This is a genomic window from Pseudomonas sp. SJZ078 (genome assembly GCF_007828255.1).
In the GTDB taxonomy this organism is placed as follows: domain Bacteria; phylum Pseudomonadota; class Gammaproteobacteria; order Pseudomonadales; family Pseudomonadaceae; genus Aquipseudomonas.
In genome coordinates, this window is sequence record NZ_VIUG01000035.1 from 25,617 (window position 1) to 39,096 (window position 13,480).

The 13,480-nt window shown below is 63.2% G+C and carries 17 protein-coding genes; 12 read left to right on the forward strand and 5 right to left on the reverse strand.

The features are described 5' to 3' along the window. Positions 1 to 7 precede the first annotated feature (7 nt). Entirely contained in the window at positions 8 to 598 is a 591-nt protein-coding gene (locus FBY02_RS23750; RefSeq protein WP_144930539.1) for a DUF2796 domain-containing protein, read from the reverse strand. Between the two features lie 132 nt (positions 599 to 730). On the opposite strand from FBY02_RS23750, the gene FBY02_RS23755 reads away from it, so the two are divergent. Then, on the forward strand, positions 731 to 1,084 hold the full coding sequence (locus FBY02_RS23755) for a hypothetical protein (protein ID WP_144930540.1): 354 nt from the start codon (positions 731 to 733) through the stop codon (positions 1,082 to 1,084). Here the strand turns inward: FBY02_RS23755 and trxA are convergent. The 3 genes from trxA to FBY02_RS23770 all read right to left on the reverse strand — a co-directional run bounded on the left by trxA (position 1,081) and on the right by FBY02_RS23770 (position 3,269). After that, positions 1,081 to 1,953, reverse strand: coding sequence for a thioredoxin (gene trxA / locus FBY02_RS23760; protein ID WP_144930541.1), 873 nt, complete (start codon positions 1,951 to 1,953; stop codon positions 1,081 to 1,083). The two genes, FBY02_RS23755 and trxA, sit on opposite strands and share 4 nt — an antisense overlap. 198 nt (positions 1,954 to 2,151) lie before the next feature. Continuing rightward, positions 2,152 to 2,808: a methyltransferase gene (locus FBY02_RS23765; protein WP_144930542.1), complete on the reverse strand. Its 657-nt coding sequence runs from the start codon at positions 2,806 to 2,808 to the stop codon at positions 2,152 to 2,154. Beyond that, the gene (locus FBY02_RS23770; RefSeq protein ID WP_144930543.1) at positions 2,805 to 3,269 is read right to left on the reverse strand and encodes a hypothetical protein; all 465 of its coding nucleotides are present in this window, start codon (positions 3,267 to 3,269) and stop codon (positions 2,805 to 2,807) included. Before FBY02_RS23770 ends, FBY02_RS23765 begins: the two co-directional genes overlap by 4 nt. Before the next feature lie 127 nt (positions 3,270 to 3,396). Here FBY02_RS23770 and nrdR point away from each other — a divergent pair, with 127 nt between their 5' ends. The 11 genes from nrdR to FBY02_RS23825 all read left to right on the forward strand — a co-directional run bounded on the left by nrdR (position 3,397) and on the right by FBY02_RS23825 (position 11,353). Next, positions 3,397 to 3,861 carry a transcriptional regulator NrdR gene (nrdR, locus tag FBY02_RS23775; RefSeq protein ID WP_013694316.1) on the forward strand — a complete coding sequence of 155 codons (465 nt, stop codon included), beginning with the start codon at positions 3,397 to 3,399 and terminating at the stop codon, positions 3,859 to 3,861. Further along, on the forward strand, positions 3,858 to 4,991 hold the full coding sequence (ribD, locus tag FBY02_RS23780) for a bifunctional diaminohydroxyphosphoribosylaminopyrimidine deaminase/5-amino-6-(5-phosphoribosylamino)uracil reductase RibD (RefSeq protein ID WP_144930544.1): 1,134 nt from the start codon (positions 3,858 to 3,860) through the stop codon (positions 4,989 to 4,991). The genes nrdR and ribD overlap by 4 nt, the downstream gene beginning before the upstream one ends. A 45-nt stretch (positions 4,992 to 5,036) precedes the next feature. Further along, the gene (locus FBY02_RS23785; protein ID WP_139650196.1) at positions 5,037 to 5,702 is read left to right on the forward strand and encodes a riboflavin synthase; all 666 of its coding nucleotides are present in this window, start codon (positions 5,037 to 5,039) and stop codon (positions 5,700 to 5,702) included. Between the two features lie 16 nt (positions 5,703 to 5,718). Next, positions 5,719 to 6,810, forward strand: coding sequence for a bifunctional 3,4-dihydroxy-2-butanone-4-phosphate synthase/GTP cyclohydrolase II (gene ribBA, locus FBY02_RS23790; RefSeq protein WP_047702752.1), 1,092 nt, complete (start codon positions 5,719 to 5,721; stop codon positions 6,808 to 6,810). 190 nt (positions 6,811 to 7,000) lie between these two features. Beyond that, positions 7,001 to 7,477, forward strand: coding sequence for a 6,7-dimethyl-8-ribityllumazine synthase (gene ribE, locus FBY02_RS23795; RefSeq protein ID WP_003206025.1), 477 nt, complete (start codon positions 7,001 to 7,003; stop codon positions 7,475 to 7,477). After that, on the forward strand, positions 7,474 to 7,974 hold the full coding sequence (gene nusB, locus FBY02_RS23800; protein WP_144930545.1) for a transcription antitermination factor NusB: 501 nt from the start codon (positions 7,474 to 7,476) through the stop codon (positions 7,972 to 7,974). Before ribE ends, nusB begins: the two co-directional genes overlap by 4 nt. Then, on the forward strand, positions 7,975 to 8,940 hold the full coding sequence (gene thiL / locus FBY02_RS23805; protein WP_144930546.1) for a thiamine-phosphate kinase: 966 nt from the start codon (positions 7,975 to 7,977) through the stop codon (positions 8,938 to 8,940). Further along, positions 8,937 to 9,440 (forward strand): phosphatidylglycerophosphatase A, encoded by a 504-nt coding sequence (locus FBY02_RS23810; RefSeq protein ID WP_144930547.1) that lies wholly within the window; start codon positions 8,937 to 8,939, stop codon positions 9,438 to 9,440. Before thiL ends, FBY02_RS23810 begins: the two co-directional genes overlap by 4 nt. A gap of 11 nt (positions 9,441 to 9,451) precedes the next feature. Continuing rightward, positions 9,452 to 10,210, forward strand: coding sequence for an ABC transporter substrate-binding protein (locus FBY02_RS23815; RefSeq protein ID WP_144930548.1), 759 nt, complete (start codon positions 9,452 to 9,454; stop codon positions 10,208 to 10,210). A 109-nt stretch (positions 10,211 to 10,319) separates the two neighbouring features. Further along, the gene (gene ribA / locus FBY02_RS23820) at positions 10,320 to 10,937 is read left to right on the forward strand and encodes a GTP cyclohydrolase II (protein WP_144930549.1); all 618 of its coding nucleotides are present in this window, start codon (positions 10,320 to 10,322) and stop codon (positions 10,935 to 10,937) included. Beyond that, a complete protein-coding gene (locus FBY02_RS23825) occupies positions 10,934 to 11,353 on the forward strand; it encodes an MFS transporter (protein ID WP_144930550.1) in 420 nt (139 codons plus the stop codon). Before ribA ends, FBY02_RS23825 begins: the two co-directional genes overlap by 4 nt. A gap of 182 nt (positions 11,354 to 11,535) precedes the next feature. On the opposite strand, the gene dxs is transcribed toward FBY02_RS23825, so the two are convergent. Beyond that, positions 11,536 to 13,434, reverse strand: a complete 1,899-nt coding sequence (dxs, locus tag FBY02_RS23835; RefSeq protein ID WP_144930552.1) for a 1-deoxy-D-xylulose-5-phosphate synthase — start codon at positions 13,432 to 13,434, stop codon at positions 11,536 to 11,538. Between the last annotated feature and the right edge of the window lie 46 nt (positions 13,435 to 13,480).

A 13,480-nucleotide genomic window follows, 5' to 3' on the forward strand; every position in this document is an offset into this window, starting at 1 on the left:
GCAATACTCAGAATTTGAGTGCCGGCGCTTCAGGCGTCAATTCCCCGCCTTGCTGGCCCTTCGGGCCGATCATCTGCACCAGAATTTTATGGGTGGCCGGGAAGGTCTTGAAAAGCGGTGCCAGGTTCAGTTGCGTCAGGGAACCAGGCGCGACACAGCGGAACTGGTAGCGAGCGTGGATTTCGCTGTGTTCGTGGTGCTCGTCGCCATCGTCATCGGCATCTTCGGCGTGATCTTCGTGATCCGGCTCGTCGCCGAACAGCGGGCTTTCCAGTTCCTGCTGCTCCAGGGAGCATTTGGCATCGGCCAGAATGATCAACGCCGCCGGCTTCTCCAACTGCTTGCGGACAGCGGCCACCTTAGCCTTGTCGGCATCGCTGGTGGCGGCGTGTTCGAAGCCCACCAAATTCATGGCCGGGCTCTCCAGTTCCAATTCCAGGGTCTCGCCGTCCAATGAGGCATTGAGGCGGCCAACGCCGTGTTCATGGGCACCCAGGCTGCCATGTTCATGATCGTGGTCATGGTCGTGCTCGACCGCGGCGTGAGCGACAGCCAATGGCAACAGGGCGAAAGGCAAAGCGAGAAGCAGACGACGCATGACGAGTCTCCAGGTAAAGTGAATGTTTTGTTATGTAATCTTATAACGAATGTGCGCAGAGTTTGACCGTCTGCTTGGCGTCGCGCAAGGCCCATGGGAGCATGGGAAGATTAAATCTTCAGGAGCAAGGTGATGTTGCGCATACGCGGAACCGTCGGCGATTGGCCGGTGGACTTGTCGATCGAAATGGACGCGGGCGACTGGGCGCAGCTCGGCGCGCAGTTGCAGGCGGTCAAGCCGGAGGGCGCGGCGATGGCGGCGGCCAGACCGGCGAGTCAGGACGATGCGTTGTGGCAGATCGCCAGGGAATTGCTGCGCAAGGCCGGGCAGTTGAGCGGCCCGGACCTGCTGGAGCAACTGGAAGGCCTGACGGGCAGTGCGCCGGCGGGCAAGCGCCTGCTGGTGCGCTTGCGCCACAGCGCCGAGGTCAAGGTCTTGAGCGGCGGCGATACGCCGCTCTATAGCTGGGTCGGGGCTGACGCCTAGTACAACGCGGCAAACAGCTTGCGGCGATAGGTGGTCACCAGCGGGTGGTCGTTGCCCAACAGTTCGAACACTTGCAGCAGGGTCTTGTGTGGCAGGCCTTCGCTGTAGCTGCGGTTGCGGCTGAACAGCTTGAGCAGTGCCTCGAGCGCCGGCTCATACTGCTGGCGCGCCAGTTGCTGGATCGCCAGTTGATACGCCGCTTCATCGTCCTGCGGGTCTTTTGCCAGGCGGGCCTTGAGGTCAGCGGCGTCTGGCAGGTTTTTGGCCAGGCCGAGGAACTGGATCTGCGCCTTGGCCCCGGCCAGGGCAGCCTTGTGCTCGTCGCTTTTCACCGAGTCCAGCACGGTCTGCGCTTCGCCCAGCTCGCCGCGTTCGGTCAGGCAACGGGCAAACAGGATCAACGCCTTGGCGTTGGTATTGTCTTCGCCCAGCAGCCCGGCGAGCAGCGCCTCAGCATCGGCGAAACGCCCGTCATCGAACAGCGCCTGGGCCTGCTCGAACGGATCGGCCGCGACGGGAGGCGGCATCTGCACATGGGGTTCGAGCATCGCCCGTACCGCCGATTCCGGCTGGGCCCCGGCGAACCCGTCGACGGGTTGGCCGTCCTTGAACAGCACCACCGTCGGCAGGCTGCGGATGCCGAAGCGGGCGACGATGTCCTGCTCGATATCGCAGTTGACCTTGGCCAGCAGCAGTTCGCCCTGATAGCTTTCGGCAATGCCCTGCAACATGGGCATCAGCGCCTTGCACGGTGCACACCACTCGGCCCAGAAATCCACCAGTACCGGTTTGTGGAAAGAGTTTGCGATCACCGATTGGTCGAAATCGGCAGTGGTGGCGTCGAAGATGTAGGAGGTGTCCTGGGTCATGGGAATCTCGTAGAACGCTTGAATGGGGCAACTATACGGCGTGGTGGTGGGTGGCTGAAAGCGGGTTGGTCTTTCGCCCTGTGGTGTCTGACAGGACGCCTTCGCGGGCAAGCCCGCTCCCACAGTTGATCTGCAGTGGAGACAACATTCGCGTTCACTCTGGATCCCCTGTGGGAGCGGGCCTGCTCGCGAAGCTTTTCAGGCGCGCCGCGCGTGGTACAGGCTCACATGGCGAAACTCTTCCGGCTCGGCCAGGTCCGGCAGGGTCATGGCCTGGAGCATTTCGATGCGCCGGTACAGCGGATGCTCGAAATTCCGTACCCGGGAATCGGCCACCAGGGCCTCGCGGCCGCGACTGAGAAACTGGTCCAGCAACGGCAGGTTGGCCCGGTCGTAAAGCACATCGGCGACCAGGATCAGGTCGAAGCGATCCGCCTCGGCGAAGAAGTCCGTGGAATAAGCCAGCTCCACGCCATTGAGCAGGGCGTTGGCCCGGCATGCCGCGATTGCCAGTGGGTCGAGGTCGCACGCCACCACTTCCAGCGCCCCGGCCTTGACCGCCGCGATGCCTGCCACGCCGGAACCGGCACCAAAATCCAGCACCCGCTTGCCTTCGACCCACTGCGGCTGCTCGGCGAGGTAGCGGGCCATCGCCAAGCCGCTGGCCCAGCAGAAGCTCCAGTAGGGCGGTTCGTGGAGGATGCGCCGGGTTTCTTCCGGGCTGAAGGCGCGGTCCATGTTGTCGCCGTCGATCAGCCACAGCTTCAAGTCAGTGCCGGGTAATGGGCAGGCCACCAGGTGCGCGTCTCCCAGCAACTCGCTCAGCGCGTCTTGCAAGTCCTGCGGTGCATTCATGGTGCTTTGACGAATTGCAGCGCGCCCAACGCCTGGGTGGTCGGTTGCGCGATGCGCTGTTCCGGCAGGTGCAGGATCAATTGGCCCGACTGGCTGGCACGGCCACGCAGTTCCACGCGACCGCCGACCGGGAAGGCATCCGGGTTGAAACGCAGGCGGAAGGGCAGGGCGCGGTTGGTGCCGATCAGGCTGGAGCTGGCGAGCAATTGCTGCGGACGGCCCTTGTCATCGATCACCAGCAGCGCCAGTTCGACCTCGGCCCCGGTCGGTACGCCCTCGAGGGTGCCGCTCAGTTCCCGCTGGTACGCGGGCAATGGTCCCACCTCGGCGGCTTGGCGGGCTTTTTCCTGGGCCTGTTTCGGCGCCGGTGCCGGTGCCGGAGCAGTGGGTTTGGGAGCGTCACTGCTGCACGCCATCAGCAGGCTGAAAAGACTGAGCAAAAAGAGCGATCGTAACGGCATGTGCGGCTCCAGCAAGGTGAATTCCATGGATCTGACGGTAAGCCCGTCTGTATACCGTAAACCCTATGGCTTGTCTTGCCAGTGGGATGCGCTACCATGGCCCTCCCTTTTTTTGTTGCCTGCCACCATGCACTGTCCATTCTGCGGTGCCAACGACACCAAAGTCATCGACTCGCGACTGGTCGCCGAGGGCGAACAGGTCCGCCGCCGGCGCGAGTGCCTGGCCTGCGGCGAACGTTTCACGACGTTCGAGACCGCTGAGCTGGTGTTGCCGCGCCTGATCAAAACCGACGGCAGCCGCCAGCCGTTCGACGAAGAAAAACTGCGCGCCGGCATGCAGCGCGCGCTGGAAAAACGCCCGGTGAGCGTCGAACGCCTGGAAGCTGCGCTGGTGCACATCAAGCACAAGCTGCGGGCGACCGGCGAGCGCGAGGTCAAATCCCTGGTGGTTGGCGAGCTGGTGATGGCCGAGCTGCAGAAGCTCGATGAAGTCGCCTACATCCGTTTCGCTTCGGTGTACCGACGCTTCCAGGACTTGAACGAATTCCGCGAGGAAATCGACCGCCTGGCCCGCGAACCGGTGAAAGAATGACTGCCTCGGCGCAACAGGCCGTCCTCGACGCCCATTACATGGCCCGCGCGCTGGAGCTGGCGCGGCGCGGTCACTACACCACCCATCCCAATCCCCGGGTGGGCTGCGTCATGGTGCGTGATGGGCAGATTGTCGGCGAAGGTTGGCACATCCGCGCCGGTGAGCCCCACGCCGAGGTCCATGCCTTGCGCGCCGCCGGTGAACTGGCCCGGGGCGCCACGGCCTACGTGACCCTCGAGCCTTGCAGCCATCACGGCCGTACGCCGCCTTGTGCCGATGCGCTGGTCAACGCCGGTGTCGCTCGGGTCGTGGCGGCGATGCAGGACCCGAACCCGGAAGTTGCCGGTCGCGGTTTGCAGCGCCTGGCCCAGGCCGGTATCGCCACCGAAAGCGGCGTGCTCGAAGGCGAGGCCCGCCAGCTCAACCAGGGTTTCCTCAAGCGCATGGAGCACGGCCTGCCGTTCGTGCGGGTCAAGCTCGCCATGAGCCTCGATGGCCGCACCGCCATGGAAAGTGGCGAAAGCCAGTGGATCACCGGCCCGGCGGCACGTTCGGCGGTCCAGCGCTTGCGGGCCCAGGCCAGTGTGGTGCTGACCGGCGCCGACACGGTGCTGGCGGACAATGCCCGGTTGACCGTGCGCGCCGATGAACTCGGGCTGGACGCCGACCAGACGGCATTGGTCATGAGTCGTCCGCCGCTGCGGGTGCTGGTGGACGGTCGCCTGCGGGTGCCGCTCGATGCGCCCTTCTTCAAGGCCGGCCCGGCGCTGGTCGCCACGTGCATGGCGGTGGAAGAACAATACGCCAACGGCCCCGAATGCATGATCGTGGCAGGCGATGATGGTCAGGTCGACCTGCGTCGCCTGCTGGTGGAGCTGGCGGCCCGTGGCGTCAACGAGGTGCTGGTGGAGGCCGGTCCGCGCCTGGCAGGGGCATTCGCCCGGCAAGGCCTGGTGGACGAATTCCAGATTTTTATCGCCGGCAAGTTCCTGGGATCTTCGGCGCGACCGCTGCTGGACTGGCCGCTGGCGCACATGAAGGACGCTCCGGCGCTGAAAATCACCGAAATTCGTGCCGTGGGTGATGACTGGCGAGTCATCGCCGTTCCCATCCCGCCGGCCAGCGTATAATTCCCGGCCTTCGCTCAAGCGGCGGCCTGTTCTCGAGGAGGACTCATGTTTACCGGCATCATCGAATCCATCGGCAGCATCCGCGCACTCACCCCCAAGGGCGGCGATGTGCGGGTCCATGTCGAAACCGGCAAGCTCGACCTGAGCGACGTCAAACTGGGCGACAGCATCGCCGTGAACGGTGTCTGCCTGACCGCCGTCGAACTGCCTGGCAATGGTTTCCTGGCGGACGTCAGCCGCGAAACCCTCGACTGCACCGCCATGAACGATCTCAAGAGCGGCAGCCCGGTCAACCTGGAAAAAGCCTTGACGCCCACGACCCGGTTGGGCGGGCACCTGGTCAGCGGCCATGTCGACGGCGTCGGCGAAGTGGTTTCCCGTACCGATAATGCCCGGGCCGTGGAATTTCGTATCCGTGCGCCGAAGGAGCTGGCCAAGTACATCGCCCACAAGGGCTCGATTACCGTCGACGGCACCAGTCTGACGGTGAACGCGGTGGATGGCGCCGAATTTCTGTTGACGATCATCCCGCACACTTTAAGCGAAACCATCATGGCCTCGTACCGGCCTGGACGCCGGGTCAACCTGGAAGTCGACTTGCTGGCTCGTTACCTGGAGCGCCTGCTGCTCGGTGACAAGGCTGCAGAACCGACGTCCGGCAGCAACATCACCGAAAGCTTTCTGGCCGCCAACGGCTACCTCAAATCCTGACCCAAGGGGGTGCCGCGTGGCGCTCAATAGCATCGAAGAGCTGGTTGAAGATATCCGCCAAGGCAAGATGGTCATCCTCATGGATGACGAAGACCGCGAGAACGAAGGCGACCTGATCATGGCCGCCGAATGCTGCAAGGCCGAACACATCAATTTCATGGCCAAGCACGCCCGCGGCCTGATCTGCATGCCGATGAGCCGTGAGCGTTGCGAGCTGCTGAAGTTGCCGCTGATGGCTCCGCGCAACGGTTCCGGCTTCGGTACCAAGTTCACCGTATCCATTGAAGCCGCCGAGGGCGTGACCACCGGCATTTCCGCCGCCGACCGCGCGCGCACCGTGCAAGCCGCCGCCGCGAAGGACGCCAAGGCTGAAGACATCGTCAGCCCCGGCCACATCTTCCCGCTGATGGCCCAGGCCGGCGGCACCCTGGCCCGTGCCGGCCACACTGAAGCGGCGTGCGACCTGGCGCGCATGGCTGGTTTCGAACCCAGCGGCGTGATCTGCGAAGTGATGAACGACGACGGCACCATGTCCCGTCGCGCGGAACTGGAGGCCTTCGCCGCCGAACACGACATCAAGATCGGCACCATCGCCGACCTCATCCATTACCGGATGATCCACGAACGTACCGTTCAGCGGATTGCCGAGCAGCCGCTGGACAGCGAACTGGGCCATTTCAACCTGGTGACCTACCGCGATTCCGTGGAGGGCGACGTGCACATGGCCCTGACCCTGGGCACCGTCTGCGCCGAAGAGCCGACCCTGGTCCGCGTGCACAACATGGACCCGTTGCGGGACCTGCTGATGGTCAAGCAGCCTGGCCGCTGGAGCCTGCGGGCCGCGATGGCTGCGGTGGCGGAGGCCGGCAGCGGTGTGGTGCTGCTGCTCGGGCATCCCCTTGATGGCGACGTGCTGCTGGCGCATATCCGCGAAACCGGCGAGCAATTGCCAGCGAAGAAAACCACCACTTACAGCACGGTCGGCGCCGGTTCGCAGATCCTGCGCGACCTGGGCGTACGCAAAATGCGCCTGATGAGTGCGCCGATGAAATTTAATGCGATATCCGGTTTCGATCTGGAAGTTGTAGAATACGTGCCCTCTGAATAATGACCTCGTTCAGTTAAGGAGGTCCCCCTTGTGGGAGCGGGCTTGCTCGCGAAGGCGATAGCACATCCAGCATTGATGTTGGCTGACACATCGCCTTCGCGAGCAAGCCCGCTCCCACAGGGGTTTCCAGCCCCAACAACATTGAGGAGCGCGCATAGAGCGCGTTCCGGCTCTTTAAGAGAATTGACGAATGACCCTGAAGACCATCGAAGGTACCTTCATCGCCCCCAAAGGCCGCTACGCTCTGGTAGTGGGCCGTTTCAACAGCTTCGTGGTCGAGAGCCTGGTTGGCGGTGCGGTCGATGCCCTGGTTCGCCATGGCGTGAGCGAGAGCGACATCACCATCATCCGTGCCCCTGGCGCCTTCGAAATTCCGCTGGTTGCGCAGAAAGTCGCTCAAAAGGGCGAATATGCAGCGATCATCGCCTTGGGCGCGGTCATTCGTGGCGGTACTCCGCATTTCGAATACGTGGCTGGCGAGTGCACCAAGGGCCTGGCCCAGGTGTCCATGGAGTTCGGCGTGCCGGTCGCTTTCGGCGTACTGACTGTTGACTCCATCGAGCAAGCCATCGAACGTTCCGGCACCAAGGCCGGTAACAAAGGCGCCGAAGCCGCCCTGTCCGCCCTGGAAATGGTCAGTCTGCTGGCGCAGTTGGAGGCCAAGTGATTAGCGACGAAAGCGATCGTTTCAACCCGCGCGATCCCAAGCCTGCCGATGCCGGCAAGCCTTCGAAAAGCGTCAAGCGTCGCGAAGCCCGCCAGCTTGCGACCCAGGCGCTGTATCAATGGCATATGGCCAAGCAGTCGCTGAACGAGATCGAAGCGCAGTTCCGGGTCGATAACGATTTCAGCGATGTCGATGGCGCGTATTTCCGCGAGATCCTTCATGGGGTTCCGGCGCACAAGACCGAAATCGACAAGGCCCTGGCGCCTTGCCTGGACCTGACCATCGAAGAGCTGGATCCGGTCGAGCTGGCGGTGTTGCGCCTGTCCACCTGGGAATTGATGCAGCGTGTCGATGTACCGTATCGCGTGGTGATCAACGAAGGGATCGAACTGGCGAAAATCTTCGGTTCCACCGACGGACACAAGTTCGTCAACGGTGTGCTCGACAAGCTCGCTCCGCGCCTGCGGGAAGCTGAAGTGAAGGCGTTCAAGCGCTGAATGGGTGAATTCGAGCTGATCCGCAGCTACTTCGCCGCCGCGCCTTGTGCGCAGGGCGGCGACGGCGTTGCGCTGGGGATCGGTGACGATTGTGCCTTGCTGGCGGTTCCTTCCGGGGAGCAGTTGGCGGTGTCCACCGACACGCTTGTGGCCGGTGTGCATTTTCCAGATCCTTGCGATCCGTTCCTGCTCGGCCAGCGCTCGCTGGCCGTGGCGGTCAGTGATCTCGCCGCCATGGGCGCCAGGCCCCTGGCCTTTACCCTTGCCCTGACCTTGCCGACGGTGACAGCCGATTGGCTGCAGGCCTATGCCCATGGCTTGAACCAGATGGCCCAGGCCTGCGGTGTAGCGCTGGTAGGCGGGGATACCACTCGCGGCCCCCTGAGCCTGACCATGACTGTGTTCGGTCGCCTTCCGTCCGGCCAGGCGTTGACTCGAAGCGGCGCGCAACCCGGCGACCTGCTCTGCGTCGGTGGAGAGCTGGGCAATGCCGCCGGTGCATTGCCCCTCGTGCTCGGCCAGCGTCACACTGAGCCCACCGTCGCCGAGCCGTTGCTGGCGCATTATTGGTCACCGCGTCCGCAGGTCGACTTGGGGCTGGCGCTGCGGGGCAGGGCCAGTGCGGCCATGGATATCTCCGATGGCCTGCTGGCCGATTGCGGGCATATCGCGTTGGCGTCCGGCGTGGCAATCCAGGTTGAACGGGACCGGCTACCGCTGTCCAACGCTTTGCGGGCCTTGCTCGGCCAAGCGGGCGCGGAGCAGGCCGCGCTGAGCGGGGGCGACGATTACGTGCTGCTGTTCAGCTTGCCACCGGTCCGATTATCGACATTGCAGGCCGAAGGCTGGCCGATCCACGTGATCGGCAGTGTCATGACAGGTCAGGGCGTCATGCTGGTGGACGCCGACGGAGGCGACATCACCCCGCAAGTCCGGGGTTATCAACATTTTCGGGAGACACCGTGACAGATCATCCCAACCAGGTTCCAGCCGAGTTCGTACCTCCCTCGGTCTGGCGTAATCCCTGGCATTTCCTGGCATTTGGCTTCGGTTCAGGCACTTTACCCAAGGCGCCAGGTACCTGGGGTTCGCTGGTTGCGCTACCCTTCATACCGTTGTGGCAGATGTTGCCGGACTGGGGTTACTGGCTGATGCTCGGCATCACCATGCTGTTTGGCTTCTGGTTGTGTGGCAAGGTGGCGGACGACCTGCGTGTGCACGATCATGAGGGGATCGTCTGGGATGAAATGGTCGGGATGTGGATTACCCTGTGGCTGGTGCCGGAAGGCTGGTACTGGCTCTTGGCGGGTTTCCTGGTGTTCCGCTTCTTCGATATTCTCAAGCCATGGCCGATCCGCTGGATCGACCGGCATGTCCACGGAGGCGTCGGCATCATGCTCGACGATATCCTGGCCGGGGTGTTTGCCTGGCTGGCAATGCAAGGACTGGTGTGGTGTTTTACCTGAGGGATCCAGGCATGGGCGTAAGCCGAGCGCTGTTGCTGTTGCTGTGTCTAGGGGCTTGCTTCGGCGTTCTGGCGGCCGAGCCGACGCCGCTGCCCGGCAAGATCCGCGCGGCCAGCGAGGAGTGGAGCGACTATACCGGCGCTGATGGCCGGGGCATGGCATGGGACATCCTGCGCGAGGTGTTCGAACCCGAAGGCGTGAAGCTGGAGATCCGCAGCGTCCCCTATACCCGTTCGATCGGCTTGGTGCAGCGCGGCGAGGCCGATGCACAGGTCGGTGCCTATCGCAATGAAACCGAAGGGCTGCTTTATCCCCAATGGCACTACGACGTCGATCATATCTATGCCTTGGGACTGGCCTCCAAGCCGTCACCTACCCTGGAGACAGTCGGCAATTATCGACTGGTATGGATGCGCGGGTACGAATACAACGCCTACCTGCCCAACATCCGCCGTTTCAACGAAATCCACCGGGCGGTGGGTATCCTGCCGATGCTGCTGCATGATCGGGCCGATTTCTACATCGATGCCCTGATGGAGATCCAGGGCGTGCTCGCCAAGGCCGACAATCCCCAGCAGTACAAGCTCTCGCCGTTGATCAACCTGCCGCTGTACCTGGGCTTCGCCAACACTGAAAATGGACGGGCGCTGCGTGCGCTGTTCGACCGGCGCATGGAGGTATTGGTGAAAAGTGGCAAGTTGAAACCGATTTTCGAGCGCTGGAAGCAACCTTATCCTTTCGACGAGCACGGTAAGCCACCGAAGGCGTAATCAATCTTGTCGATAGTAATAGTCGACAATTCAGCTTAAGCGTCTGCCGGGACCTGCTGTTACAATGCCCTTCTCTGCGAATCTCCAGTACTAGATCAGGAGCACACCGGTGCCTGTCGTTTTTGTTGCCGCTTCCAAGCTGCCAACGCCCTTTGCGCAATTCACCATGCATGGTTTTCTGGATGAGGCCACTGGCCGCGAGCACGTTGTGCTGAGCCTGGGTGATATTGCCGATGGCGCTCCGGTACTGGGCCGCTTGCACTCCGAATGCCTGACGGGCGATGCCCTGTTCAGCCAGCGCTGCGACTGCGGTTCGCAACTCGAAGCCGCCTTGCAGGCCATTGCTCGCGAAGGTCGAGGCGTGTTGCTGTACTTGCGCCAGGAAGGGCGTGGCATCGGTCTGTTGAACAAGATCCGTGCCTATGAATTGCAGGATGGCGGTGCCGATACCGTGGAGGCCAACGAGCGCCTAGGTTTTGCCGCCGACCTGCGCGACTACAGCATCTGCCTGCCCATGCTCGAACACCTGGGCGTCAAGTCCCTGCGTTTGATGACCAACAACCCGCGCAAGGTCAAGGCGTTGACCGACATGGGCATCGTGGTGGCGGAGCGGGTGCCGCTGCACACCGGCCATAATCCCCACAACAAGCTCTACCTGGCGACCAAGGCCAGCAAGCTCGACCACATGATGGGCAACGAGCACCAGGGCGAGGTCGACCGGGCGTGACGCGGGGTCAGGTCCGGCGACGGCTGTCCATCGGTTGGTGGAAGTACCTGGCGTTGGCGTTGCTGCCGCTGTTCGTGATCAATCTGGCCTTCGGCCAGGGCGAAGCGATTCTGCCGGTGCTGGCGATGCCACTGTTCATCGCCGGCGTGGCCTCGATGTTCGTCAGCCTGCGATTCTTCGGCGCATACAAGCACGCCTTGATCGCCACCCAGAATGCCCTCGATACCCCCGAAGAGCCTCAGGCCTGGATCACGTTGGCGGCCCGTCGACGTGCTGCCTTCCTGGCTGCCGGGTTGCCGGCCTGGATCGGTGCCCTGGCGGTGTTCGTGGGCCTGGAAGCGGTGCCGCTGATGTTGCTGGCCTTGTCTTCCGCGGTGCTGTTCTACCTGTATCGCCTTCCGCGTCAGCTCGGCTGATAGGCTGTTGGCTGGCGCGTCTGCTGCCGGCCGTCAGCGATGCCCTCGCCATGTCTGTTACGCACGCCCCTGTGGGAGTGGGCTTGCTCGCGAAGGCGGAGTGTCAGTCGACGCTGATGTCGAGTAACACTCCGCCTTCGCGAGCAAGCCCGCTCCCACAAGGAGTCTGTGGTGTTTGAAGGTCAGAGACCCAGCAGCTGCAACCGCTGGCGCACGGAGGCTTCGATCCCAGCCTCGTCCAGGCCGCACTCGGCCAGCATCTGCGCCGGCTTGGCGTGTTCGACGTAGATGTCCGGCAGTCCCAGGTGAAGCACCGGCTTGAGGATGTTTTCCCGGGCCAGGAACTCACTGACTGCCGCACCGGCACCGCCCATGATGGCGTTTTCTTCGATGGTCACCAGCAGCTCATGGCCGGCGGCCATTTCGCGGACCAGGGCTTCGTCCAATGGTTTGACGAAACGCATGTCAACGACCGTGGCGTCCAGGGTCTGGGCGACTTTCATGGCCTCGGCCAGTTGCACGCCGAACACCAGCAGGGCGGTCTGTTTGCCCTGGCGGCGGATCACGCCCTTGCCGATTTCAATTGGCTCGAGGGTGGCCTCGATGGTTGCGTTCGGTCCGCTGCCACGGGGGTAGCGCACTGCTGCCGGACCATTGAACAGGTGGCCGGTGGTGAGCATCTTGCGCAGCTCGTTTTCATCGCTCGGGGTCATCACCAGCATGCCGGGGATGCAGCGCAGGAACGAAAGATCGAAGCTGCCGGCGTGAGTCGGGCCGTCTTCACCCACCAGGCCGGCGCGGTCGATGGCGAACAGCACATCGAGATTCTGCACCGCGACATCATGCACCAACTGGTCATAACCGCGTTGCAGGAAGGTCGAGTAGATCGCCACCACCGGTTTTGCTCCTTCGCATGCCATGCCGGCAGCGAGGGTCACGGCGTGCTGCTCGGCAATCGCCACGTCGAAATAGCGCTGCGGGTAGCGTTCACTGAAGGCCACCAGGTCGGAGCCTTCCTTCATGGCCGGGGTAATCCCCACCAGGCGCGGGTCCGTGGCGGCCATGTCGCACAGCCATTGGCCGAACACGGCGGAGTACTTGGGTCCACCGGCCTTTTTCGGGGCAGAGGCCGGGGCGTCCAGTGGTTCGAGCTTGGTGATGGCGTGGTAACCGATGGGATCGACTTCCGCCGGGGCGAAGCCCTTGCCTTTCTTGGTTACCACATGCAGGAACTGTGGGCCCTTGAGGTCGCGCATGTTGCGCAGCGTGGCGATCAGCGTCGGCAGGTCATGACCGTCGATCGGGCCGATGTAGTTCCAGCCCAGTTCTTCGAACAGTGTGCCGGGGACCAGCATGCCCTTGGCGTATTCCTCGGTGCGGCGGGCGATTTCCCAAGCGCCGGGCAGGCGCGACAAGACCTTCTTGCTGCCTTCGCGCATGCTGGCGTAGGTACGGCTGGAAAGGATCTTCGCCAGGTAATTGGACAAGCCACCGACATTGCGCGAGATCGACATGTCGTTGTCGTTGAGGATCACCAGCATGTTGGCGTTGACTTCCGGCGCGTGGTTCAGCGCCTCGAAAGCCATGCCCGCCGTCAGGGCGCCATCACCGATCACGGCAATCGCCTTGCGGTCGCTGTTCTGCAGGCGGGCGGCAATGGCCATGCCCAGCGCAGCGCTGATGGAAGTGCTGGAGTGGCCGACGCCAAAGGTGTCGTACTCGCTCTCGGAACGCCGTGGGAAAGCGGCGATCCCGTCCTTCTGGCGCAGCGTGCCCATGCGCTTGCGGCGACCGGTGAGGATCTTGTGCGGGTAGGCCTGATGGCCGACGTCCCACACCAGCCGGTCGTCCGGGGTGTCGAATACGTAATGCAGCGCAATGGTCAGCTCGATGACGCCCAGACCGGCACCGAAGTGCCCACCGGTCTGGCCGACCGTATAGAGCAGTTCCAGGCGCAGCTCATCGGCCAGGGTTTCCAGCTCGGCTTCACCCAGCCGACGCAAGCCGTCCGGCGTGTTGGCGCGGTCCAGCAGGGGCGTGGTCGGGCGTTTGCGGGGAATCTCTTGAAACGTCGTGGGCATCAGGCGAATCGTTATAGGTATAGAAAGAGGCGGCAGTTTACCTTAT

What these genes read in the sequence shown, in the direction of transcription:
- FBY02_RS23750 (WP_144930539.1), bottom strand. Translation starts at nt 598, where the DNA reads ATGCGTCGTCTGCTTCTCGCTTTGCCTTTCGCCCTGTTGCCATTGGCT.
- nrdR (WP_013694316.1), top strand. Translation starts at nt 3,397, where the DNA reads ATGCACTGTCCATTCTGCGGTGCCAACGACACCAAAGTCATCGACTCG.
- FBY02_RS23770 (WP_144930543.1), bottom strand. Translation starts at nt 3,269, where the DNA reads ATGCCGTTACGATCGCTCTTTTTGCTCAGTCTTTTCAGCCTGCTGATG.
- dxs (WP_144930552.1), bottom strand. Translation starts at nt 13,434, where the DNA reads ATGCCCACGACGTTTCAAGAGATTCCCCGCAAACGCCCGACCACGCCC.
- ribE (WP_003206025.1), top strand. Translation starts at nt 7,001, where the DNA reads ATGACCCTGAAGACCATCGAAGGTACCTTCATCGCCCCCAAAGGCCGC.
- trxA (WP_144930541.1), bottom strand. Translation starts at nt 1,953, where the DNA reads ATGACCCAGGACACCTCCTACATCTTCGACGCCACCACTGCCGATTTC.
- FBY02_RS23755 (WP_144930540.1), top strand. Translation starts at nt 731, where the DNA reads ATGTTGCGCATACGCGGAACCGTCGGCGATTGGCCGGTGGACTTGTCG.
- FBY02_RS23765 (WP_144930542.1), bottom strand. Translation starts at nt 2,808, where the DNA reads ATGAATGCACCGCAGGACTTGCAAGACGCGCTGAGCGAGTTGCTGGGA.
- thiL (WP_144930546.1), top strand. Translation starts at nt 7,975, where the DNA reads ATGGGTGAATTCGAGCTGATCCGCAGCTACTTCGCCGCCGCGCCTTGT.
- ribD (WP_144930544.1), top strand. Translation starts at nt 3,858, where the DNA reads ATGACTGCCTCGGCGCAACAGGCCGTCCTCGACGCCCATTACATGGCC.
- FBY02_RS23785 (WP_139650196.1), top strand. Translation starts at nt 5,037, where the DNA reads ATGTTTACCGGCATCATCGAATCCATCGGCAGCATCCGCGCACTCACC.
- FBY02_RS23815 (WP_144930548.1), top strand. Translation starts at nt 9,452, where the DNA reads ATGGGCGTAAGCCGAGCGCTGTTGCTGTTGCTGTGTCTAGGGGCTTGC.